General features: G+C 71.4%; 24 protein-coding genes and 1 riboswitch. Of the genes, 16 read left to right on the top strand and 8 right to left on the bottom strand.

What is annotated here, in order from left to right; all coding sequences use genetic code 11:
* Nucleotides 1-46 precede the first annotated feature (46 nt).
* Nucleotides 47-109, top strand: a riboswitch (guanidine-III (ykkC-III) riboswitch).
* Between the two features lie 32 nt (nt 110-141).
* From E1281_RS16110 to E1281_RS16095, 4 genes are all read left to right on the top strand, one after another.
* Nucleotides 142-468: a multidrug efflux SMR transporter gene (locus tag E1281_RS16110; protein WP_131878928.1), complete on the top strand. Its 327-nt coding sequence runs from the start codon at nt 142-144 to the stop codon at nt 466-468.
* Between the two features lie 143 nt (nt 469-611).
* The gene (locus E1281_RS16105; RefSeq protein ID WP_131878926.1) at nt 612-1397 is read left to right on the top strand and encodes a sporulation protein; all 786 of its coding nucleotides are present in this window, start codon (nt 612-614) and stop codon (nt 1395-1397) included.
* Between the two features lie 82 nt (nt 1398-1479).
* A complete protein-coding gene (locus E1281_RS16100) occupies nt 1480-2949 on the top strand; it encodes a hypothetical protein (protein WP_131878924.1) in 1470 nt (489 codons plus the stop codon).
* A 160-nt stretch (nt 2950-3109) separates the two neighbouring features.
* Nucleotides 3110-3856: an SDR family oxidoreductase gene (locus tag E1281_RS16095; RefSeq protein ID WP_131878922.1), complete on the top strand. Its 747-nt coding sequence runs from the start codon at nt 3110-3112 to the stop codon at nt 3854-3856.
* Between the two features lie 7 nt (nt 3857-3863).
* On the opposite strand, the gene E1281_RS16090 is transcribed toward E1281_RS16095, so the two are convergent.
* Nucleotides 3864-4451, bottom strand: a complete 588-nt coding sequence (locus tag E1281_RS16090) for a rhomboid family intramembrane serine protease (RefSeq protein ID WP_131878921.1) — start codon at nt 4449-4451, stop codon at nt 3864-3866.
* 109 nt (nt 4452-4560) lie between these two features.
* Between E1281_RS16090 and E1281_RS16085 the strand changes: the two genes are divergently transcribed.
* Nucleotides 4561-5490, top strand: coding sequence for an NADPH:quinone oxidoreductase family protein (locus tag E1281_RS16085; protein ID WP_131878919.1), 930 nt, complete (start codon nt 4561-4563; stop codon nt 5488-5490).
* Here the strand turns inward: E1281_RS16085 and E1281_RS16080 are convergent.
* Nucleotides 5487-5810, bottom strand: coding sequence for a WhiB family transcriptional regulator (locus E1281_RS16080; protein ID WP_131878917.1), 324 nt, complete (start codon nt 5808-5810; stop codon nt 5487-5489). The two genes, E1281_RS16085 and E1281_RS16080, sit on opposite strands and share 4 nt — an antisense overlap.
* A gap of 156 nt (nt 5811-5966) precedes the next feature.
* On the opposite strand from E1281_RS16080, the gene E1281_RS16075 reads away from it, so the two are divergent.
* A complete protein-coding gene (locus E1281_RS16075) occupies nt 5967-6437 on the top strand; it encodes a GNAT family N-acetyltransferase (protein ID WP_131878947.1) in 471 nt (156 codons plus the stop codon).
* Here the strand turns inward: E1281_RS16075 and E1281_RS16070 are convergent.
* Nucleotides 6412-6825, bottom strand: coding sequence for a nuclear transport factor 2 family protein (locus E1281_RS16070; protein WP_131878915.1), 414 nt, complete (start codon nt 6823-6825; stop codon nt 6412-6414). The genes E1281_RS16075 and E1281_RS16070 overlap by 26 nt on opposite strands.
* A gap of 67 nt (nt 6826-6892) precedes the next feature.
* Here E1281_RS16070 and E1281_RS16065 point away from each other — a divergent pair, with 67 nt between their 5' ends.
* Nucleotides 6893-7441 (top strand): TetR/AcrR family transcriptional regulator, encoded by a 549-nt coding sequence (locus tag E1281_RS16065; RefSeq protein WP_165958952.1) that lies wholly within the window; start codon nt 6893-6895, stop codon nt 7439-7441.
* 105 nt (nt 7442-7546) lie between these two features.
* Entirely contained in the window at nt 7547-9040 is a 1494-nt protein-coding gene (locus E1281_RS16060) for a CYTH and CHAD domain-containing protein (protein ID WP_243717008.1), read from the top strand.
* Here the strand turns inward: E1281_RS16060 and E1281_RS16055 are convergent.
* Nucleotides 9006-9923 (bottom strand): NUDIX domain-containing protein, encoded by a 918-nt coding sequence (locus E1281_RS16055; protein ID WP_131878909.1) that lies wholly within the window; start codon nt 9921-9923, stop codon nt 9006-9008. The two genes, E1281_RS16060 and E1281_RS16055, sit on opposite strands and share 35 nt — an antisense overlap.
* On the bottom strand, nt 9916-12000 hold the full coding sequence (locus E1281_RS16050) for an RNA degradosome polyphosphate kinase (protein ID WP_131878907.1): 2085 nt from the start codon (nt 11998-12000) through the stop codon (nt 9916-9918). Before E1281_RS16050 ends, E1281_RS16055 begins: the two co-directional genes overlap by 8 nt.
* Before the next feature lie 383 nt (nt 12001-12383).
* Between E1281_RS16050 and E1281_RS16045 the strand changes: the two genes are divergently transcribed.
* Nucleotides 12384-12701: a hypothetical protein gene (locus tag E1281_RS16045; RefSeq protein ID WP_165958951.1), complete on the top strand. Its 318-nt coding sequence runs from the start codon at nt 12384-12386 to the stop codon at nt 12699-12701.
* Here E1281_RS16045 and E1281_RS16040 read toward each other — a convergent pair whose 3' ends face one another.
* Nucleotides 12702-12992, bottom strand: a complete 291-nt coding sequence (locus E1281_RS16040; protein ID WP_131878905.1) for a hypothetical protein — start codon at nt 12990-12992, stop codon at nt 12702-12704.
* Nucleotides 12993-13141: 149 nt separating this feature from the next.
* On the opposite strand from E1281_RS16040, the gene E1281_RS16035 reads away from it, so the two are divergent.
* Genes E1281_RS16035 through E1281_RS16025 form a run of 3 tightly spaced genes read left to right on the top strand, consistent with a single transcriptional unit; the run spans nt 13142 to nt 16526 of the window.
* The gene (locus E1281_RS16035; RefSeq protein WP_243717006.1) at nt 13142-14341 is read left to right on the top strand and encodes a fused response regulator/phosphatase; all 1200 of its coding nucleotides are present in this window, start codon (nt 13142-13144) and stop codon (nt 14339-14341) included.
* A complete protein-coding gene (locus E1281_RS16030; protein WP_131878903.1) occupies nt 14341-16074 on the top strand; it encodes an ATP-binding protein in 1734 nt (577 codons plus the stop codon). Before E1281_RS16035 ends, E1281_RS16030 begins: the two co-directional genes overlap by 1 nt.
* 14 nt (nt 16075-16088) lie before the next feature.
* Nucleotides 16089-16526, top strand: a complete 438-nt coding sequence (locus tag E1281_RS16025; RefSeq protein WP_131878901.1) for a response regulator — start codon at nt 16089-16091, stop codon at nt 16524-16526.
* 27 nt (nt 16527-16553) lie between these two features.
* Here E1281_RS16025 and E1281_RS16020 read toward each other — a convergent pair whose 3' ends face one another.
* Nucleotides 16554-17711 carry a PP2C family protein-serine/threonine phosphatase gene (locus E1281_RS16020; protein WP_131878899.1) on the bottom strand — a complete coding sequence of 386 codons (1158 nt, stop codon included), beginning with the start codon at nt 17709-17711 and terminating at the stop codon, nt 16554-16556.
* 100 nt (nt 17712-17811) lie between these two features.
* Between E1281_RS16020 and E1281_RS16015 the strand changes: the two genes are divergently transcribed.
* The 3 genes from E1281_RS16015 (at nt 17812) to E1281_RS16005 (ending at nt 19990) form a co-directional block, all read left to right on the top strand.
* Nucleotides 17812-18285: a MarR family transcriptional regulator gene (locus E1281_RS16015; RefSeq protein ID WP_131878897.1), complete on the top strand. Its 474-nt coding sequence runs from the start codon at nt 17812-17814 to the stop codon at nt 18283-18285.
* A 151-nt stretch (nt 18286-18436) separates the two neighbouring features.
* Nucleotides 18437-19282: a L,D-transpeptidase gene (locus E1281_RS16010; protein WP_131878895.1), complete on the top strand. Its 846-nt coding sequence runs from the start codon at nt 18437-18439 to the stop codon at nt 19280-19282.
* 39 nt (nt 19283-19321) lie between these two features.
* Nucleotides 19322-19990 (top strand): choice-of-anchor P family protein, encoded by a 669-nt coding sequence (locus E1281_RS16005; protein ID WP_131878893.1) that lies wholly within the window; start codon nt 19322-19324, stop codon nt 19988-19990.
* A 48-nt stretch (nt 19991-20038) separates the two neighbouring features.
* Here the strand turns inward: E1281_RS16005 and E1281_RS16000 are convergent, their stop codons facing one another.
* Nucleotides 20039-20461, bottom strand: coding sequence for an ATP-binding protein (locus E1281_RS16000; protein WP_131878891.1), 423 nt, complete (start codon nt 20459-20461; stop codon nt 20039-20041).
* Nucleotides 20462-20655: 194 nt separating this feature from the next.
* Here E1281_RS16000 and E1281_RS15995 point away from each other — a divergent pair, with 194 nt between their 5' ends.
* Entirely contained in the window at nt 20656-20862 is a 207-nt protein-coding gene (locus E1281_RS15995; RefSeq protein ID WP_131878889.1) for a cell division protein SepF, read from the top strand.
* Nucleotides 20863-21004: the final 142 nt, after the last annotated feature.

Below are 21004 nucleotides of genomic sequence, written 5' to 3'. Positions count from 1 at the left end.
AAGTGCCATGGCCGGGAACACCCGGCCGTTCGGGGCCGTTCACGCAGGAGAGGGCCTGTGGTCCTCCCGGACGAGGTGCGCCGTACCCGGCAGGCGAAGACGGCGCGTGACAGTGCCGCCTCGTCTACCGGGAGCAGAACCATGGCCTGGATCCTCGTCATCGTCGCCGGCCTCTTCGAGGTCGCGATGGCCCTGTGCCTGAAGGCCAGCAAGGGCTTCACCGAGCCGTGGCCGTCCGCCGGCTTCCTCGTCTTCGCCGTGACCAGCTTCGGCCTGCTCAGCCTGGCCCTGAAGAACCTCGACGTCGGCACCGCCTACGCGGTCTGGGTCGGCATCGGGGCCGTCGGGACGGCGGCGCTGGGCATGCTGGTCATGGGCGACCAGGTCTCCGCGGTCAAGATCACCGCATTGGCGTTCATCCTCATCGGCGTCGTCGGGCTGAACCTCGCCGGGGGCGGCGGCCACTGAGGGCCGGGCGGAACCCGGCGGTTCGCAGGTCACCACGCCACCGAGGAACGTAATCTCCCGTAACAGCGTCTATGGACAAGAATGCCCCGGACGCATGGGACGGAGAGCGCCCCGGGAGCGCTCGTACACGGGAGGGACGGACCTTGGTCTTCAAGAAGCTGCGTCAGGCGGTCGGCATCGGCGGCCCGTCGATCGAAACCATCCTGCACGACCCGAACACCACGCCCGGCGGGGTCGTCTCGGGCGAGATCACCATCATCGGCGGCCAGTACAACTCCGACATCAAGGCGGTGAACCTCGCCCTGCGCACCAGGGTCGAGGTCGAGTCCGGCGACAACGAGTACACCTCCAACCTGGAGTACGCCAAGATGCCGGTCGCCGGCGGCTTCAGCCTGCAGGAGGGCGCCCGGCACAGCGTCCCGTTCCAGATGCCCGTCCCGTGGGAGGCGCCCCTCACCCACATGTACGGGCAGCCGCTGCGCGGCACCACGGTCGGCGTCGCGACCGAGCTGGAGGTCGCCGGGGCGATCGACCCGGGCGACCTCGACCCGATCGCGGTGCACCCGCTGCCCGCGCAGGAGCGCCTCCTGACGGCGTTCTCCAACCTCGGCTTCCGGTTCACCAACGCCGACTGCGAGAAGGGCCGCATCTGGGGCGTGCACCAGGAGCTGCCGTTCTACCAGGAGATCGAGTTCTACCCTCCGAGCCAGTACGCGCGCGGCATCAAGCAGCTTGAGGTGACGTTCGTGGCGTACCCGCAGTCGATGGAGGTCGTGCTGGAGCTCGACAAGCGCGGCGGCGTGTTCACCGAAGGGCAGGACGCGTTCAGCCGGTTCACCGTCGACTACGCGACGATCAACAACACCAACTGGGAGCAGCAGCTCGACGGCTTCCTCCAGGACGCCGGACGCCGCAGGGGCTTCCTGTAACCCCGGCCGCCCCGGCATCCGACGGCGAGGTCCCCTCCGCGATGTTGATCGTGGAGGGGATCTGCGCGTAGAAAGAGGTTCCGTGTCTCAGCCCCCCGGACTCAACGACGCGGAACGGCGCCTCTGGGCCGCGTTCCCCACCGGCGCGACCGTCGTCCTCGGCGACGACCGTCCCGCCGGCCCCCTGCCCGATCGGATGGTCCGCGCCGAGATCATCACGAGGCTGCTGCTCGGCGCGTGCGAGCCGCGTCCCGGCGCGGTGGCGGCCGTGCGCCTGCGCGGCGCATACGTCCTGGGGCAGCTGGACGTCTCCGGCGGCTCCGTCGAGTACGAGCTGAAGCTGGAGCGGTGCCGGCTCGTCGAGGAGCCCGACCTGTCCAACGCTGCGACCCGCGAGCTGCGGTTCGCCGACTGCTGGATGCCGGGCTTCGACGCCGGCGGGCTGCGCGCGGACGGCTACCTCAGCCTGTCCGGAACGGAGATCGAGGGCCAGGTCCGGATGCCGCGGGCACAGCTCAGCGGCGGGCTGCGGATGAACGGGACGACGATCACCGCGTCCGACCCGGACAGGTTCGCGCTGTTCAGCGGCGGGCTCGTCGTCGAGGTCGGCACGTTCATCAGGAACGCGCACATCACCGGCGGGGTCCGCTTCGTCGGGGCCCGGATGAACGGCGGGCTGTTCATGGAGGGCACGACGCTCACCAATCCCGGCGGCCTCGCGCTGGACGCGCAGAACATGGTCGTCGAGGACGCCGCCGAGTTCAGCCGCGGCTTCACCGCGCTCGGCACCGTGCGGCTGCGCAGCGGCCGCTACAACGGCATCCTGTCGTTCTCCAAGGCGCGGCTCGACTCCGGCGACCCCGACCGGATGGCGCTGCACGCCAGCCACCTCCAGGCCGACGAGATGCTCCTGTGGCCCGAGGAGAAGATCAAGGGCCGGGTGTCGCTGTCGTACTCCCGGATCAACCTGCTCATGGACCACCCGTCCGTCTGGCCGGACGAGATGTACCTGAACGGCTTGACGTACGAGACGCTGCGCGGCGCCGAGTTCAAGGATCGCCTCAGCTGGATATCCCGTGACGAGGAGTTCCACCTCCAGCCGTACGAGCAGCTCGCGGGCTGGTACCACGGCATCGGCCACGACGACCTCGCCCGCAAGGTGCAGCTCGCCAAGCTCCGTGCGCGCCGCCGCAACCTGAACCCGGTCGGCAAGGCGTGGAACCACGTCCTGGACTGGACGGTCGGGTTCGGCTACCGGCCCTGGCTGGCGTTCGCGTGGTTCGCGCTGCTGCTGGCCATCGGGACGACGGTGTTCTCGATCGAGAACCCGCGTCCCGTCAAGCCGCGCGACGAGCTCCCGGCCTTCCACGCGCTGATCTACACGCTCGACCTGCTGATTCCGCTCGACACGTTCGGGCAGCAGCTGTCCTACGACGCCGTGAACTGGTCCCGCTGGGTCGCCTACGGGCTGGTCACGACGGGCTGGGTGCTCGCCACCGCGCTCATCGCCGGCGCGACCCGCGTCCTACGCCCCGACACCGGCACCCGCTGACCCCGCACGTTGACTTGCGGCGTGTTGTTGTTATCCGGGCCGCCATATCAACAACACGCCGCAAGTGAACGAAGCCGGGGACGCTGGTGGAGGGCGGTGCTGAACCAACGTGGCGCCCCGGGCGTCCACCGAGGTACGGGACCGACCAGAATGGAACCTCATGGGCACGTATCTGATCACTGGGGCGACCGGCGGCATCGGCACGGCGGTGTCGGAGCTGCTGCGCGAGCGCGGGCACGACCTCGTCCTCACCGGCCGCTCGCCGGAGCGCCTCGACGGGCTGGCCAAGTCCCTGCACGGCGGCGCGAACGCCGCCACGCAGGTCATCAACCCGAACGCGGTCCCCTCACCGCCGCGGAGCGCGTCCATCACCACGATCCCGCTGGACCTGAGGGAGCCGCGCCGCCTTGAGGCGACGCTGGCGATGGCCGGGGTGCCCGCGCGGCTGGACGGCGTCGTCCACGCCGCAGGCATGGTGCACCTGGCTCCGGTGGCGGCAACCGAAGCCGACGAGTGGATCGAGCACATGTCGGTCAACCTGGTGTCCGCGGCGGAGCTGACCCGGCTGCTCCTGCCCGCGCTGCGCGCCGCCAAGGGACACGTCGTCTTCGTGAACTCGACCGCCGGGCTGCGCGCCAACCCCCAGTGGAGCGCGTACGCGGCGAGCAAGTTCGGACTGCGCGCCCTGGCCGACTCCCTGCGCGCCGAGGAGCCGTCCCTGCGCGTCACGACCGTCTACCCGGGGCGGACGGCCACGGAGATGCAGCGGAGGGTGCGCGCCCAGGAGGGCGGGGCCTACGCCGAGGACGACTTCACCGCGCCCGCGACCGTGGCACGCGTGCTGGTGTCGGCGCTGGAGACGTCCCGCGACGCGGTCGTCTCCGAGGTCACCGTCCGGCCGAACTGACCCGGCGTCAGTTCCGGCGCAGGAACCAGGCGCCCAGCACACCGCCGATCAGCCCGAACAGGTGGCCCTGCCAGGAGATGCCGGGCTCGCCGGGGATGACGCCGAGCAGCATCGTCCCGTAGACGGCCACGACGGCGATGGCGATCCCGATGTCGAGCAGCCGCCGCTCGAAGATCCCGCGTCCGACCAGGTAGCCGAAGAAGCCGAAGATCAGGATGCTGGATCCGAGCGTGTTGGCGGAGCTGGTGAACCACACCCCGAGCCCGCCGACCACGATGATGATCAGGCCGGCGGCCAGGAACTTGGCGATGCCCCGCGCCGCCGCGATGAACCCGAGGATCATGAAGGGGACGGTGTTGGCCATCAGGTGACCGAACCCGCCGTGCATGAACGGCGCGGCGAAGATGTCGGGGAGGTCGCTCACGTCCCGGGGCTGGATCCCGAAGCGGTCGAGCCATCCGCCGGCGGTGTAGTCGATCGCCTCCAGCACCCACATCAGCGCGGTGACGGACCCGATCAGGACCACCGAGGTGAGCGCACGGGCACCGTGCTTGGCGAGCCCCTCGGAACGCTGCTTTTCCGGGACATAGCTCATATCAGCCACCGTACGTCTCGACAACCCTGAATGGTCAACGACCGAGACGAACGGAACGTGCCACGGGCCCGGTCCCCGGCCCCGTGGCCGCTTCCGGCATATTGGACGGATGCGCGCAGCGATCTGTGAGGAACTCGGCTCGGTCGTCGTCAAGGAGACCGAGCCGCCCGTCCCGGGACCCGGCCACGTCCTCATCACCGTGGAGGCCGCCGGGGTCAACTACGTGGACGCCCTCTTCGTCCATGGGCGTTACCAGATCAAGCCGCCACTGCCCTTCGTCCCTGGCAGCGAGGTCGCGGGGACGCTCCCGAACGGTGAGCGCGTCCTGGCGATGTGCGGCCTGGGCGGCTTCGCGTCGCACGTGGCGGTCCCGGCCGCGTCCGCCGTCCCGATCCCGGACGAGCTGGACTCTCCACGCGCCGCCACCTTCACCCAGAGCTACAGCACCGCCCTGTTCGCCCTCCGCGACCGGGCCGCGCTGCGACCGGGCGAAACGCTGCTCGTCCTCGGCGCCGGCGGCGGCGTGGGACTGGCGGCGATCCAGGTGGCCGCGGCCCTGGGCGCCCGGGTCCTCGCGGTCGCCTCCACTCCGGCGAAGCAGGAGGCCGCCCGGCTCGCGGGCGCCGAAGCCGCGCTGAGCGGCTCCGGCGACATCAAGACGGCCGCCCGCGACTGGTCGGACGGCGGAGTGGACGCCGTCTACGACCCGGTCGGCGGCGCGCTCGCCGAACCGGCCCTGCGCGCACTCCGCGAGCGCGGCCGCTACATCGTGATCGGCTTCGCGTCGGGGGACATCCCGTCCCTCCCCCTCAACCAGGTCCTCCTGCGCAACCGCACGGTCGTCGGCGTCGACTGGGGCGCCTGGTCCATGGCCCACCCTCAGGAACAGCGCCGCCTTCTCGATGAGCTTCTCGCCATTGTCGCCAAGCGCGGCCTCGCCCCCGTGGCTCCCCGCATCGTCCCTCTGGCTTCGACGGCCCAGGTCATGGACGACCTGCTGAACCGCCGCGTCGTGGGCAAGGTGGCCCTTCTCCCCTAGGCGGCGGAGGCGTGCTCCGACTCGGACGCGTCCCCGCGGACCACGATGACCGGCAGCGGGCGGCGCGCGGGAGCGTCGGCGGTGCGGCGCAGGTGGCGGCGCTCCTCCGGCGTCGTCCCGCCCCAGATGCCGTCGGGCTCACCGACCCGCAGCGCCCAGGAGAGGCAGTCCACCCGGACCGGGCAGTTGGCGCAGATCGCCTTGGCGGCGTCCTCCTGGGCCTGGAGCACCGGCGCCGAGTAGCCGATCGGGAAGAACAGGTCGGGATCGGCTCCGCGGCAGATCGCGTGGTCGCTCCAGTGTTCCTCGTTGTTGTGCATTGGCTTCTCCCTGCGCGGCAACGAGACCACCGGCAGTTCGGCTCATCGGGGTGGTCCCACACAACGTAGTACTACAACTCGTAGTACTACAAGACGTTCGCGAACATTGCAAGTTAGCGCCCGGCTAACCTGTGAGGTGTGAAGCGTGATCAAGAAGTGACCTTCCGAGAGGCGACGGTGGCCGACCTGCCCCAGATCGTCCGGCTACTCGCCGACGATCCCCTGGGAGCCACCCGCGAAACACCGGGCGACCAGATCCCGGAGGCGTACTTCACGGCCTTCACCGCGATCGACAAGGACTCGAACAACCACGTGATCGTCGCGGAGGTGAACGGCGCCGTCGCCGGCACCCTCCAACTGACGTTCATCCCCGGCCTCACCTACACCGGCGGCGAGCGAGCCCAGATCGAGGGCGTCCGCGTTGCCGCGGAGCAGCGCGGCATCGGCCTCGGCCAAGACATGATCAACTGGGCCATTGACCAAGCCCGCACCCGCGGCTGCCGCGTCGTCCAGCTCACCACCGACCGCCAGCGCCCCGAAGCCATCCGCTTCTACCAGAAGATCGGCTTCCACCCCTCCCACATGGGCATGAAGTACCACCTCACGTCCCCTGAGCCTCCGGCCTGAGGGCCGCGTGCCAGTGGGACGTGTCGGTGTACTGGTGGAGCCACGAGAGCAGGCCGTCCTTGACGCGCCACAGGTGGACGAACTCGGCCTCATAGGGGCGGGCGGTGGCTCGGGCGGCGCCTCGGTAGTGGCCGGTGACCACGATCATGCCGTCGGCCGTCTCGTGCCAGGTCTGGGCGTAGGGGGCCGTGTCGTACTCGGCGAACACCGCGCCCCACACGCGGGTGAGCGTCTCTCGGGGGCCGTGGAAGGTGCCGCCGGCGCCGCAGGGCATTCCGGGTGCGGTGTGGGCTTCGAAGTCCGGATGCAGGATGGCGAGGATCGCGGCGGCGTCGGCCGCCTGGGCGGCGCTGTAGAACGCTTCGACGACGTCCGAGGCGGCGGGCATGCCGGGGCTCCTTTTTAGAGGCTGTATTCTAGAACACCGCCACCATAGTCCGTCACGGAGGCGCCCCTTGGGAAGGCCGGCCAAGTTCAGCGAGGACCAGATCCTCGACGCCGCCCTGGCGGTCGTGGCCGGGGGCGGGCCGGCGGGCGCCACGATCGGCGCCATCGCCGAGCGGCTCGGGGCTCCGTCCGGCTCGCTCTACCACCGGTTCGGATCCCGGGATCTGCTGCTGGCGACCCTGTGGATCCGCACGGTGCGGCGCTTCCAGCGCGGGTTCGTCGCGGCGCTTGCCGAGGGCGGCGCCGAGGGGGCGGCACTGCACACGCCGCGGTGGTGCCGCATGCATCCCGAGGAGGCTGCCGTGCTGGTTCTCCACCGGCGGCAGGACCTCGCCGCCACCTGGCCCGCCGGCCTCGCCGGCGACCTCGACGCGCTGAACGCCGAGGTCTCCGAAGCGTTGGGGTCTTTTCCCGGCACCGACCGCGAGCGGCTGGCGTTCGCCACCGTGGACGTCCCGTACGGTGCCGTCCGCCGGTATCTTTTGGCCGGGCGCACACCACCGCCGCTGGTGGACGAATTGATCACCGCGACCTGCCGGGCGGTCCTGGACGGCTGAGCCCGGTCATCCGCGCGGCCGCAAGGATTCTGTCGTTGTTCACCTGGGCGTGGAATGCTTGTCACCTGGGTGTGTTCCGTTGCCGGTCTTCTGGAGGAGTTGAGCGTGGCCGAGAGGCATCTCGAGATCGAGCAGAAGTACGACGCCGCCGCCGACTTCGTCCTGCCGGAGCTGGACGGGCTGCCCGGCGTGGCGTCGGCCGGGGAGCCCGAGGTCCACGAGTTGCACGCCAGCTACTTCGACACCGCCGACCTGCGGCTCGCGGCGCACGGGATCACGCTGCGCCGCCGCCGGGGCGGGACGGACGCGGGCTGGCACCTGAAGATGCCCGCCGGGCCGGAGGGCAGGCACGAGCTGCGGGCGCCGCTGGGCCGGCCGCTGGTCGTCCCGGCGCGGCTCGCGGGGCTGGTCGCGGCGTACACGCGGGGTGAGGAGCTGCGTCCGGTCGCGACGCTGGAGACCAGGAGGACGGTCGTCCGGCTGCTCGGGGAGGACGGGACCGAGCTGGCGGAGGTCGCCGACGACCTGGTGACGGGGCGCGGCGGGACGGACGCGGAGCCCGAGCTGTGGCGGGAGATCGAGGTCGAGCTGCAGGACGGGACGCCCGAGCTGCTGAAGGCGGCCGGCAAGCGGCTGCGCAAGGGCGGCGCCAAGAAGGGCAAGTCGTCGTCAAAGCTGGGACGCCTGCTGGGCGAGGCGGTCGTGCCGTCGGAGTCCGCGGCGGCGCGGGCGGCGGCGCGGTCGCGGATCACCGCGGCGACGTCCAACGGGAAGGGGCCGAGCGTCACGACCGGGGAGGTCGTGGTGGCCTACCTCGCCGAGCAGGTCGAGGCCGTGGTGGCGTTCGATCCCAAGGCGCGGCTGGGCGAGGAGGACGCCGTCCACCGGATGCGGGTGGCGTCGCGGCGGCTGCGCAGCGTCCTGCGCAGCTACCGGACCGTCCTGGACGAGGAGCGGACCGCTCCGCTGGGGGCCGAGCTGCGGTGGCTGGCCGCCGTCCTCGGCGAGGTGCGTGATCTCGAAGTGCTGCGGATGCGGTTCGCGGAGGCGCCCGCGTTCGTCCTGGAGGATCTGGAGAAGCGGGAGCGCGCCGCGTACCGGCGGATGAACGCGAGCCTGAAGGAGCCGCGGTACTTCGCGCTGCTCGACACGCTCGACCGGCTGATCGCCGAACCGCCGCTGCTGGAGGCCGCGGAGAGGAAGGCCCGCAAGGAGCTGCCCGGCCTCGTCACGCGGGCGTGGAACCGCATGGCCAAGGACTACGCGTCGATCAGGACCGCGGACGACCCGGATGACGCGCGCCACGAGACCCGTAAGGCGGCCAAGCGCGCGCGGTACGCGGCGGAGCTCGCGGTGCCGGTGCTGGGCGTGGCCGCGAAGAGGGTCGTCAAGGACGCCAAGCGCATCCAGGAGGTCCTGGGCGGCCACCAGGACGGCGTGATCGCCATGGAGCACCTGGGGGCCGCCGCCAAGCGCACCAAGGTCCCGGCGGAGGCGTTCACGCTGGGCGTGCTGTACGGGAAGGAAAAGTACGTGTCGGAGGCCGCGCGGGACCGCCTGTCGACTACCTGGTCGCAGACTCTCGGGCCCTCGTTCTAGGCGAGTGACGTTCCAGGGCGGGCATCGAGCCGTCGGCGATGTGCGCCGCCCAGAACTCCGACTTGCGCAGGCTCGGGTCGTCCGGGACCTTCTCCCCCATCTCCTTGCACAACCCGGCGACGAGTTCGGAGACGACCTCGCCGTGGGTGCACACGATGGTGGGGACGCCGTCGTCCACGAGGGATAGGAGCCTCTCCACCGCCATGTCCGGGCCGGTGTCGCCGACCGTGAACGCCGGGTCGGTGACGATGGACGTGCCGGTCCGCCGCGCGTACGGCAGGACGGTGTCCAGGCACCGGGCCGTCGCCGAGCTGATCAGCCGGGTCGGCGCGTAGGTGTGCAGGAGGCACGCGAGGTCGGCGGCTTCGGCGCGGCCCGCCGCGTCGAGCGGGCGCAGTTCGTCGGCGTCGCGCCAGTCCTCCTTCTCCCCCGCCGACGCGTGCCGCAGGATCACGAGGGGCACGGTGTCCAGGGGGCCGTGGAGGAACTCCTGGAGCAGGTCGATGTCATGCTGGTAGCTGAGCCTTGCCTCGGCCTCGGCCGAAGGGAGCCAGACGACCTCGTCGACCTCGTCGTTCGGGACGAAGGCGGTCGAGACGACCGGGCGGGCGGCCCAGTAGTCGACCAGCTTGGTCCGCTCGCCGATCGGATAGGTGATGCCGGGCAGGCGCCGGCCGAGGCGGGCGACGATGCCGGTCTCCTCCTCGATCTCCCGGACGGCGGCCCGCAGCACGTGCTCCCCCGTGTCGACCTTGCCCTTGGGGAACGACCAGTCGTCGTAGCGGGGGCGGTGGATCAGCGCGAACTCGGGGCCGTCCCGCCACAGCAGCGCGCCCGCGGCCCTGATGACGTCCGCTTCCGGCGGGGTGCCGCTGTCAGGCATCGACCGTCCTCCACCGGCGGCTCTTGACCAGATGGGTCTGGATGTCCTGCAGGGTCTCGCCGGGACGGGCGGTCAGCCGCGTCCACGTGCCGTCGCCGGAGAGCGCCCACGCGTCGGTGCCGTTGTCCATGGCCCGATCGATGAGGGACAGCAGGTCGTCCCGCTGCACCCGGTCGGTGACCGAGACCAGGGCCTCGACGCGGCGGTCGAGGTTGCGGTGCATGAGGTCGGCGCTGCCGATCCACACCTCGGGCTCGCCGCCGTTCTCGAACGCGAACACCCGGGAGTGCTCCAGGAACCGGCCGAGGATGCTGCGCACCCGGATCGTCTCCGACAGGCCGGGCACGCCGGGACGCACGGCGCAGATGCCGCGGACCCAGACGTCCACCGGGACCCCGGCCCGCGACGCCCGGTAGAGCGCGTCGATGATCACTTCGTCCACGAGGGAGTTGCACTTGATCCGGATCCGGGCGGGATGCCCGGCCCGCCGGTTGTCGATCTCGTGCTCGATCCGCTGGACGAGCCCGGACCGCAGGCTGTTCGGCGCGACGAGCAGGCGGTGGTAGGAGCCCTGCCGCGAGTAGCCGGTGAGGTGGTTGAACAGGGCGCTGACGTCCTCGCCGACCTCGGGGTCGGCGGTCAGCAGGCCGAAGTCCTCGTAGAGCCGGGCGGTCTTCGGGTGGTAGTTGCCGGTGCCGATGTGGCAGTAGCGGCGCAGCTGGCCCTCGGCGTCCTGCCGGACGATCAGCGCGAGCTTGCAGTGCGTCTTCAGCCCGACGAACCCGTAGACGACGTGGCAGCCGGCCGTCTCCAGCTTGCGCGCCCACGCGATGTTGGCGCGCTCGTCGAAGCGGGCCTTCAGCTCGACGACGACCACGACCTGCTTGCCGGCCTCGGCGGCGTTCATCAGCGCGTCCACGATCGGGGAGTCGCCGCTGGTCCGGTAGAGCGTCTGCTTGATCGCCAGGACGCGCGGGTCGGTCGCAGCGTCTTCGATCAGCCGCTGGACGGTCGTGGTGAACGAGTCGTAGGGGTGGTGGACGAGCACGTCCCGCTCACGGATGGCGGAGAAGATGTTCGCATCCTCGGGCAGCGCCTCCTTCGACGGGACGAAAGGGGAGTACTTCAGCTCCGGCCGGTCGAGGTCGGCGATGGAGGCGAGGCCGCCGAGGTCGAGCGGGCCGACGACGCGGTAGATCTGGCCCTCGTCCACGGCGAGCTCGGAGGTCAGCAGGTCGAGGACCCCCTCGGAGATCGACTCCTCGACCTCCAGCCGGACGACCGGGCCGAAACGGCGGCGCAGCAGCTCGCGTTCCAGCGCCTGGAGGAGCCCCTCGCTTATGTCGTCGTCTATCTCGAGGTCCTGGTTGCGGGTGACGCGGAACGCGTGGTGCTCGACGACCTCCATCCCCATGAACAGCTGGCCGAGGTGCGCGGCGATGACGTCCTCCAGCGGCGTGAACCGGTCGGGGGACGCCTCGATGAAGCGCGGCAGCAGCGGCGGGACCTTGACGCGGGCGAACATCGTCGCGTCGGTCTCCGGGTCGCGGACGATCACCGCGAGGTTGAGCGACAGGCCCGAGATGTAGGGGAACGGGTGCGCGGAGTCGACGACGAGCGGGGTGAGGACGGGGTAGATCCGATCGCGGAACATCCGCCGCAGGCTCTCCTGCTCGGTCTCGGCCAGCTCGTCCCAGCGCAGGATGTCGATGCCCTCGTCGCCGAGCGCCGGGCGGATCCCGTCGCGGAAGCAGGCGGCGTGCCGCCCCATCAGCTGGTGCGCGACCTCGCCGGTGCGTTCGAGCACCTCGCGGGGCTGGCGCCCGCTGGCGGACTGGACGGCGAGCCCGGTCGCCATCCGGCGGGCGAGGCCGGCGACGCGGACCATGAAGAACTCGTCCAGGTTGCTGGAGAAGATGGACAGGAACCTGACCCGTTCGAGCAGCGGCAGGGTGGGATCCTCCGCGAGCTCCAGGACGCGCTGGTTGAACCTGAGCCAGCTCTCCTCCCGGTCGAGGAAGCGGTCGTCGGGCAGCGCTTCGGCCGGATGGGGGAGTTGCCCTGGGTTGACGGTCATACCGGTGATTTTCCTTGAACAAGATGAACGGCAGTCGAACTCGGTGGTTTCGCCCACGTATCAGACACATCGATCATGCCCCGGGTTCCCCCTGATCACTCGGTATTTCGGGCTCCGGATCGCGGGTCTTCCCGCCCTCGACCCGTCGGCCCAGGGTGCGCCTCCCCGGGGCCGCCCTGCTCGGCGTGTCGCGGCGGCCGCGGACGTTGGACGATCTCCAGTCGCCCCACCCGCGACCCCGGGCCCGAGGTTCTGTTCACGACGGTGTGGGCGACTGGCCCGGGGTACGTAAGGGAGCGGTGAGGCGACTTCTGGGTAGGGCGTCCCTTCCGCAATAGGGCGCCGCTCTTGTTTTGTCAGACCCTTGGGTAATGATTCGTGTTATGAGCAGAGACACCCATCCGGGGGCGCAGTGCCCGCACTGCCAATCGCATCTCGCGCTCGTCCCCGTGCCTGGAAACTCCGCCGCCACCGTGCCTGGAAACGCCGCCGTACCCGTCCTGCCCGTAGTCCTGAAGGAGGAATGGCAGCCGCCGCCCGTCGCGGAGGTCCTCGCGGTTTACGCCGGCCGCGCCAAGGACACCGTGACCGCGGCGCGCGGCGCCGCCAAGGTCAGGGAAAGCCTCAACCGCGCCAGGGCGAACGCCGCCCAGCGCAGGGCCGCCCAGAAAACGGCTCGCCACACCCCCAAAAGCGCCTGATCACATCCCGATCACTCCCCGTTTCCCGGAGTCGCGCGAAAGGGACGGCACCGAGCAGGCGCCGTCCCTTCCGGCCGTCACTTGGCTGACGAGTGCGCCCAATTCCGCGTTGAGCGCGACCACGGAACCGGACTTCCCCCGGGCAGGCACCTCCCCCCGGCAGGCACCTCCGCCCGGACGGGCCAGGAGCACGATGATCTCGCCGACGCGCCCCCGCACCGCCGCGCCCCGGTCGTCGCGTACCCGCGCGGCCGGTGTGGGCGGGCTCGCCCGCTCCTGCTGCCAGCGCAAGTACGGTTGAGTCGAAGCCGTCTCCGTTTCGGGTGGAACACCCTATTCGGGTGCCTCAGCTCGGCCGGGTGCCCCTAATATTTGCACAGCGACAAACAACTACCCCGCCTGACATGCGCGCGGCAATGCCAGGCCTAAGGAGCTGATTCATGACCGCGATGCACAGTCGCGGCGCCGAACGGCTTCTCGGCGTGGCGGGCTCCCCCCACCTGCTGCTCGTCGAGGACGACCCGGGTGACGCGTTCCTGTTCGAGGAACTGCTGGCCGAGGCCCAGCCGGGCGTGCGGATCACCGTCGCCACCACGCTCGCCGAGGCCCTCGACGCGCTGCGGCCCGACATGCAGTGCGTCATCGTCGACCTGTCCCTGCCGGACGCGCAGGGCCTCGACGCGCTGCACCAGATGCACGCCCGCGCGCCGTCCATCGCCGTCCTGGTGCTGACCGGCCTCGCCGACGCCCACGTGGGCGTGGAGGCCGTCGCCGCCGGCGCCCAGGACTACCTGGTCAAGCAGGACGTGGACGGAGCGCTGCTCACCCGGGCCATCAGCTACGCGATCGAGCGCAAGCGCGCCGACGAGTCCGAACGTCAGCTCGTGGAGGCGCGGGCCCTCAGCCGGGAGAACGCGCGGCTCGAACGCGGCCTGCTGCCCGTCCCGATCCTCAAGGACACGACGCTGCGGCACCACACCCGGTACCGGCCCGGACGCGACCGGGCGCTGCTCGGCGGCGACTTCCACGACACCGTGGAGACCGCCGACGGCACCGTCCACGTCGTGATCGGCGACGTCAGCGGGCACGGCGCCGACGAGGCGTCCCTCGGGGTCCGGCTCCGCATGGCGTGGCGGACGCTCGTGCTCGCCGGGCACACCGGGCCGCAACTCCTCGACACGCTCGACGCCGTCCTCCAGCACGAGCGGTGGGGGGAGGAGATCTTCACCACCGCGTGCACGGTGACCATCGCCCCCGACCGCCGCACCGCGCGGATGCACCGGGCCGGGCACCCGCGGCCGCTGTTCTTCGGCCCCAGCGGCGTGGAGGCCGTCCCGGACGAGCCGCGCGGCCCGGCGCTCGGGCTCATCCCCGGCGTCGAGTGGCCCGCGATCGACCTCGACCTCGGCGACTCGTGGGGGCTGCTGCTCTACACCGACGGGCTGATCGAGGGGTATGCCGGCGACGCCGGCGGGTATCTCGACCTCTCCGGACTGATGGAGCTGACGAAGATCGCGTACAGGGACGGCCGGCGAGGCGACGTGCTCATCGACGGGCTGATCGCGGAGGCGGAGCGGTTGAACGGGGACGTCCTGTCCGACGACCTGGCCGTACTCCTGCTGAGCAGGGGTGACGGCTGATGACCCCGGGCCGGACCGCCCCGGACGAGCCGCCCGCGACCGGATCTCCCGCCGGCGACGCCGCCGGGGGCGGCGCGGCGCCGCCCCCGGCGAAGGAGCCCGCCCCGAAGCTGCGGATCACCGGGCCGGCCGTCGTGCTGCCGGAGGTGGACGTCCCCGAGGCACACGGGATGAGCCGCCTGCGCCTCGTCCAGATCTACCGGCTGGGCTCGGTCGTCCTCGGCCTGCTTCTCCTCCTCGCGTTCGTGCAGGCCGGATCGGCGCTGTACCAGAACGAACGGGCACGCGAACACCTCATCAACAAGGTCGATCCGGCGGCGCTGGAGCAGTTCCGGCTCTCGTCGGCGGTCACCACCCAGGATGCGGCGATCCGCGACTACGCCCAGGACGGCGGTGCGGCCCGCCTCGCCGAGTACCGCGCCGCGGTCCGGCAGGAGGCGGCGTCCGCCGCGAGGATGCGCGGCCTGCTCAGCGGGGTACCGGGCCACGAGACCGTCTTCCGCTCCCTGGACAAGGCCCTCGACGACTCGAAGGCGTGGCGGACCGCGTACGCCGACCGGGTGGCGGCGGGGCCCGGCGCCCAGGGCCTCGACCCCGAACAGAGCCGGCGAGCGCGGCAGCTGCTCAACCAGGTGCGCGGCGACATGACCCCGCTGCAGGCCGGCATCACCGCGCTGCACGAGCAGACCGCAGGCGAGTTGCGCTCCCGCGCCGACACGGCGATGTGGTCGACGATCGTCGCGCTCACCCTGGTCGTGGTGGCCGCGCTCGCCCTCGCCGTGCTGTTCCGCCGGACGGTGCTGACCCCGGCGTCCCTGCTGACCGGTCGGGTCCGCGCGGTCGCGCAGGGCGACTTCGGGCACCCGCTGGACGTCCCCGGCCCGGCGGAGTTCGCCGAACTCTCGGTGATCATCGACGCGATGCGGAACCGGATCATCGACGAGTGGCGGGTCAGCGTCGAGAGCACCCGGCAGCTCGACGAGCAGACCGAGGAGCTGCGCCGCTCCAACGCCGAGCTGGAGCAGTTCGCCTACGTCGCGAGCCACGACCTCCAGGAGCCGCTGCGCAAGGTCGCGAGCTTCTGCCAGATGATCGAACGCCGGTACGGAGACCAGCTCGACGAGCGGGGGCAGCAGTACATCGCGTTCGCCGTGGACGGCGCGAAGCGCATGCAGGCCCTCATCAACGACCTGCTGAGCTTCTCCCGCGTCGGCCGGATGTCGGCCCTTGAGGAGTCGCTCGATCTCAACGAGGTCGCGCAGCATGCCCTGGACAACGTGGCGGCTCTGCGGGAGGAGACCGGCGCGGAGGTGGAGATCGGGGAGCTGCCGCACGTGCCCGGCGACCGCGCCCAGCTCACCCGGCTCTTCCAGAACCTCGTCGGCAACGCGATCAAGTTCCGCCGCGAGGGCGTGCCGCCCCGCGTCACCATCGACGCCCGCCGCAGCGGGGACGAGTGGGAGTTCCGCTGCGCCGACAACGGCATCGGCATCGAGCCGCGCTACTCCGACCGGATCTTCCTGATCTTCCAGCGGCTCCATCCGCGCGACGAGTACACGGGGACGGGCATCGGCCTGGCCCTCTGCAAGAAGATCGTCGAGTTCCACGGCGGCCGGATCTGGCTCGACCCCGACGGCCACGGCGACGATCCCGGTACCGTCTTCCACTGGACGCTGTCGACCCGGCCACCGGCGCACGCGGACTCCGGCGGCGCCGGCCACAACGGACAGTGAGCGAGGACACCTACATGAACCAAGGACCGCACCCCATCGAGGTCCTGCTCGTCGAGGACGACCCCGGCGACGTCCTGCTGACCGTCGAGGCGTTCGAGCACAACAAGGTGAACAACACGCTGCACGTCGTCAACGACGGGGAGCAGGCCATGGCGTTCCTGCGCCAGGCGGGCGAGTACGCGGGCGTCCCGCGTCCGGACCTGATCCTGCTCGACCTCAACCTGCCGCGCAAGGACGGCCGGGAGGTGCTCCAGGAGATCAAGGAGGACGAGCACCTGCGGCGCATCCCCGTCGTCGTGCTCACCACCTCCGAGGCCGACGAGGACATCCTGCGCAGCTACAACCTGCACGCCAACGCCTACGTCACCAAGCCTGTCGACTTCGACCAGTTCATCTCCGTCGTCCGCCGGATCGACGACTTCTTCGTGACGGTGGTCAAACTCCCGAACTGACCCCGCGGCCCGCCACCGGAAGCCGCCTCAGCGCGCCTTCCAGTCGACGCAGACGATCACCGCGTCGTCGGCGGGCTCGGTCTCCTCGTGGTAGGCGACGAAGTGCCGGATCATGGTGCGGACGGCCTCCGGCGGCTCTTGCATCCGGGTCGCCCGCAGGGCCCGGGTCAGCGCGGAATCCCCGTAGGGCTCGCCGGACGGGGACAGGGCGGCGTGCACCCCGTCGCTGACGACGACCAACCGGTCGCCCGGCTCGACCGCGAACTCCTCCGTCACGTACCGGGTGTCGCCGAACATCCCGAGCGGCATCTGCGCGTCGAACCCGATGCCGGTGATCGCGCCGCCGCGCATCCCTAGGATCCTCGGCGAGCCCGCGTCGACCACCCGGACCCGCCCGGTCGCGAGCTCGAAGTCCAGCAGGAGCGTCGACACCTGAAGGTCGCCCCGGTGCCGCGCGAACAGCGTCTGGTCGGCGAGCCCGGCCTGCCCGGCGATGCCGGCGCCGGAACGCCGCGCGTTGCGCAGCGCGCTGATCGCGAGATGGGTGAGCGCGGCCGCGTCCGTCCCCGACCCCATCCCGTTGCTGACGGTCAGCGTGAGCCGCTCCGCGGACGCGGCCCAGTCGAAGTTGTCGCCCCACACCGCGTAGGCGGGTTCGAGCTGCCCGGCCAGATGGAACGTCTCGGTGTCGCAGGACGGCGCGGGCAGCAGGTCCCACTGGATCTCGGCCGCCAGCGTCAGCCGGGACCGCCGCCGGATGCGCCGGAACAGGTCCGTGCCCTGGTCGGCGATCTTCATGGCGCGGGCGAGGGTGCCGGCGAACTCCCCCAGCCAGTGCGGGCCGACGTCCGGGAGGCGGACGCTCAGCACGCCGAGGCGCTCGCCCTGCACGGTCAGGGGGAGATGGGCCAGACGGCCGCCGTCGTCCGCGGCGGGCTCCCGGAGGATCTGCTGGGCGGCGAACGCCCGCCCGGGGGCGGTGTTGTCGACCGGGACGTCCTCGCGTCCCCGGACGGCCGGGACGAGGAACGCCTGGCGGTAGTCGATCAGCAGAATCTCGGCGCCGCCCCCGCCCGCGTGCCGGTCGAGCAGCCTGCCCGCGACGTCGATCAGCTCGTGCGGGGGAGCCGCCCAGAGGGCCCGCGCGATCTCCTGGAAGTCCTTTTCGACCGGGTCGTTATGCATCGGAATCCTCGCCGGGATGGAAACGGACGCCGTCCGCGCGGCCGGGCGGCCTGTGGCGGCCCGGATGCCGTGAGCGACGTGGTGTGTAACAGTGGAAGGCATGGTGGACACGCCGAGTGAAGAGGCCGCGGAGTCCGCGGCAGCGCTCGATGACGCCGCCTCCACACTGGTGAACGTCTGGGGACGCGTTCACAATGGCCCCGATGTCCCCGTTCCGTCGACGCAGTTGCGTGCGCTTTTCGTGGTGGAGCGCGGGCCGGTCAACGTCAGCCGGCTGGCGGAGGAGCTGGGCGCCCTGGTGTCCTCGGCGAGCCGGCTCTGCGACCGGCTGGAGGCGTCCGGGCTGCTGGCCCGCGACCCCGGGCGGGACCGCCGCGAGGTCACGGTACGTCTCAGCGCCGACGGGCAGGCGCTGCTCGACCGGCTCCGGCGGCGGCGGCGCGAGGAGCTGACCCGGGTCCTGGCCTCGATGCCGGCGCCCGCGCTGGCCGCGCTGCTGTGGGGTCTGAGCGAGTTCCATGAGGCCGCCTCCAAGCCCGGCGCCGACGGTGACTCCGTTTCCATGCCCGCCTGAACCGCCGCGAAAATCCGTTTTCTCTGGATAGGCCCGAAGCTGAAGCAAGTTCCAGAAAGTCGGAGAATATAGCCATTTCTTCGAACCAGCGACCGTGCCCTTTTCGCCATTCTCGATACGGGCGCCTTTTCCGCCGCTAGCATCGCCGTTCATGGCCACCACTTTTCTCCCGCGGCATTCCCGTCGTGCCGTCACCGCCGGGCTGGTGCCGGCGGCCGCCGCCGTCCTGCTGGTGCTCGGCGGCTGCGGCGGCTCGTCCGGCGGCGCGGCATCGGCGGGGGACGGCGGCGCGACGGGCGGCGCGGCCGGGAAGGACGGTGCGGCGGGCGGGGAGGCCGCCGCGTCCGAGGTCCCCGAGGCCACCACGTTCACCACCGTCAAGGGCGCCCCGAAGGACCCGGCACCGGACGGCGCCACCGACGGCCTGGTCGTGCACCCGGCCACGGCGGTGCCGGTCCTCGACCGTCCGGACGGACGCCGCGTCGCCACCCTGCCCGCCGAACAGCTGGACGGTCCCACCTGGGTTCCCGTGGTGGAGACCTCGGGCGGTTGGCGCCGGGTCCTGCTGCCGAGCCGCCCCAACCAGGCGAGCGGCTGGATCTCCGGCGCGGGGCTGCGGACCGCGCGCACGCCCTACACCGTCCGCGTCGACCTCGCCGAGCGGCGGCTCACGCTGCTCAAGTCCGCGCGGCAGGTCGGCCGGTGGAAGGTCGCGATCGGCGGCCCCAAGACCCCGACACCGTCCGGGCGGACGTTCCTCATGGCGACGCTCGCCCGGGAGAAGAAGGCACCGAGCCCGATCGTCCTGCCGCTCGGCACCCACTCGGCGACCCTCGACACCTTCGGCGGCGGTCCCGGCACCGTCGCCCTGCACGGCTGGCCCGACGCCTCCGTGTTCGGCAAGGCCGTCACGCACGGCTGCGTCCGGGTGCCGCCCGACGCGCTGAAGGCCCTGTCGAAGGTCCCGCTCGGGTCCCTGGTCTTCATCGACGGCTGACCGGCAAGCCCCAGACCTCAGAGAATCGGAGAGACACCCATGCGTCACCGCACCATCGCCAGACGGCTCGCCACCACCGGCCTGCTCGCCACCGGCCTCGTCGCGCCCGGCCTCATCGGAGCCCCGGCCCAGGCGGCCGCCCCGCACGGCGCCGAAGGCTCCGCCTACGGGCTGACCGCGTCCGGGCCGGTCACCGTGCCGCCGGTGCCCGCGGTCTCGTCCACCACGGAGACGGTCCGCAGGAGCCTCGTGCGCGAGGACCGCACCAAGCTGGTCAAGGCCTCCGCGCTGGACGTCAGCGCGTCCGCCGCCCGCGCACGCTCGTCCGTCGCCGACCTCTCCGTCCCCGCCGCGAAGCTGATGGCCGGCGCCGTCACCGCGACGTGCGACGGCGGCAGGGGCTCGGCCAACCTCGCCCGCGCCGTCATCGCCGGCAAGCGCCTGGACGCCTCCCCGCCGCCCAACACGACCGTCCCGGTCGACATCGAGGGCGTCGGGCGCGCCTCGCTGATCCTCAACAAGCAGGAGCGCATGGCCGACGGCCGGCTCGCCGTCACCGCGATGGAACTCAACCTGCCGCTGCCCGGCAAGCCCGCGACCGTCCGGGCCGCGTCCGCCACCTGCGGCAAGGGCCACGGCCCGGCCAAGCCTCCGTCCGACGCGCCGGCCCCGACCCCGGTCGAGCACGACCTTCCGGTCACCGGCTGACCCGATCGCGGTGGCGGCCCGGCGGGAACCTCCCCCGGGCCGTCGCCGTCAACCCGCCAGCGACTTCTCGAAATGCACGATCGCGCCGTCCCGGTGCACGCGATCGGCGATCTGCAGTTCTTCCGTGAACGCCCGCATCAACTGGATCCCCCGCCCGTGCTCGGACAGGGGCGCGACATTCGCACTCCCCCACTCGTCTTCGACACCGTTCACCGAGGCACCGTCCGCCGGTCCCCCGTCGATGACCTCCACGACGCATCTCACCCCGTCCATCCGCGCCCGGACCTCGTAATCCTTTCCGTTCGCGGCGTGCTGGATGACGTTCGCGCACGCCTCCCCCAAGGCCAGCGCGATATCGGCACGAATCTCGGAGCCGACCCCGAGCCCGCGGAGAGAGGCATCGAGCGTATGCCGCACCAGCGGAGCGCTCTCGGCGTTCCTCGGCAGGGTCATTTCGAGAACGACCTCCATGCCACTTGCCTCCGTTCCTCTAGCAGGCAGATTTCCCGCTGATCTTCAGCAGAAACTCAAGGCAACAGAAAACCGCGGACGGCGGGCACGTCCCTCCCCTACGCTTCCGCCCCTTCCCGGAGCCGCCGCGCCGTCGCGACCTGCCCTTATCGACCCGCCCTTGACCTCGGTCGGGAGACCGGCAGACTGGGACGGTGGTCAAGTCGCTGCGTCCCCAGAACTACAACGAGGTCCTGTACGTCGGGCACTTCTTCCGCAAGGGCGTGCCCGTCCTCATGGACCTGACCGACCTCCCGGACGCCGACGCCAAGCGGCTCGTCGACTTCGCCACCGGCCTCGTCTACGGACGCGGCGGCGCGCTCGACCGCGTCGACCGCAGGCTCTTCCTCCTCCAGCCCTGAGGACATGGCGAAGAAGGAACCGTGGCCCGGGACGTGCCCGCGCTGCAACCGCCGGCAGGAGTACTCCGAAGCCTTCGACGCCGCCCTGTGCCCGCACTGCGACGAATGGCGCGAAGGCGCCTGCGGCGACCCCGGCTGCGAC

Origin of the sequence: Actinomadura sp. KC345 (genome assembly GCF_004348515.1) — a bacterium.
Taxonomy (GTDB): domain Bacteria; phylum Actinomycetota; class Actinomycetes; order Streptosporangiales; family Streptosporangiaceae; genus Spirillospora.
This window is presented reverse-complemented; position numbering and strand designations above follow the sequence as displayed.

Excerpts from the sequence above, each read along its gene's own strand:
- E1281_RS16110 (WP_131878928.1), top strand. The coding sequence starts at position 142 with ATGGCCTGGATCCTCGTCATCGTCGCCGGCCTCTTCGAGGTCGCGATG.
- E1281_RS16095 (WP_131878922.1), top strand. The coding sequence starts at position 3,110 with ATGGGCACGTATCTGATCACTGGGGCGACCGGCGGCATCGGCACGGCG.
- E1281_RS16090 (WP_131878921.1), bottom strand. The coding sequence starts at position 4,451 with ATGAGCTATGTCCCGGAAAAGCAGCGTTCCGAGGGGCTCGCCAAGCAC.
- E1281_RS16085 (WP_131878919.1), top strand. The coding sequence starts at position 4,561 with ATGCGCGCAGCGATCTGTGAGGAACTCGGCTCGGTCGTCGTCAAGGAG.
- E1281_RS16080 (WP_131878917.1), bottom strand. The coding sequence starts at position 5,810 with ATGCACAACAACGAGGAACACTGGAGCGACCACGCGATCTGCCGCGGA.
- E1281_RS16070 (WP_131878915.1), bottom strand. The coding sequence starts at position 6,825 with ATGCCCGCCGCCTCGGACGTCGTCGAAGCGTTCTACAGCGCCGCCCAG.
- E1281_RS16055 (WP_131878909.1), bottom strand. The coding sequence starts at position 9,923 with ATGCCTGACAGCGGCACCCCGCCGGAAGCGGACGTCATCAGGGCCGCG.
- E1281_RS16050 (WP_131878907.1), bottom strand. The coding sequence starts at position 12,000 with ATGACCGTCAACCCAGGGCAACTCCCCCATCCGGCCGAAGCGCTGCCC.
- E1281_RS16045 (WP_165958951.1), top strand. The coding sequence starts at position 12,384 with ATGAGCAGAGACACCCATCCGGGGGCGCAGTGCCCGCACTGCCAATCG.
- E1281_RS16035 (WP_243717006.1), top strand. The coding sequence starts at position 13,142 with ATGACCGCGATGCACAGTCGCGGCGCCGAACGGCTTCTCGGCGTGGCG.
- E1281_RS16030 (WP_131878903.1), top strand. The coding sequence starts at position 14,341 with ATGACCCCGGGCCGGACCGCCCCGGACGAGCCGCCCGCGACCGGATCT.
- E1281_RS16025 (WP_131878901.1), top strand. The coding sequence starts at position 16,089 with ATGAACCAAGGACCGCACCCCATCGAGGTCCTGCTCGTCGAGGACGAC.
- E1281_RS16020 (WP_131878899.1), bottom strand. The coding sequence starts at position 17,711 with ATGCATAACGACCCGGTCGAAAAGGACTTCCAGGAGATCGCGCGGGCC.
- E1281_RS16015 (WP_131878897.1), top strand. The coding sequence starts at position 17,812 with ATGGTGGACACGCCGAGTGAAGAGGCCGCGGAGTCCGCGGCAGCGCTC.
- E1281_RS16010 (WP_131878895.1), top strand. The coding sequence starts at position 18,437 with ATGGCCACCACTTTTCTCCCGCGGCATTCCCGTCGTGCCGTCACCGCC.
- E1281_RS16005 (WP_131878893.1), top strand. The coding sequence starts at position 19,322 with ATGCGTCACCGCACCATCGCCAGACGGCTCGCCACCACCGGCCTGCTC.
- E1281_RS16000 (WP_131878891.1), bottom strand. The coding sequence starts at position 20,461 with ATGGAGGTCGTTCTCGAAATGACCCTGCCGAGGAACGCCGAGAGCGCT.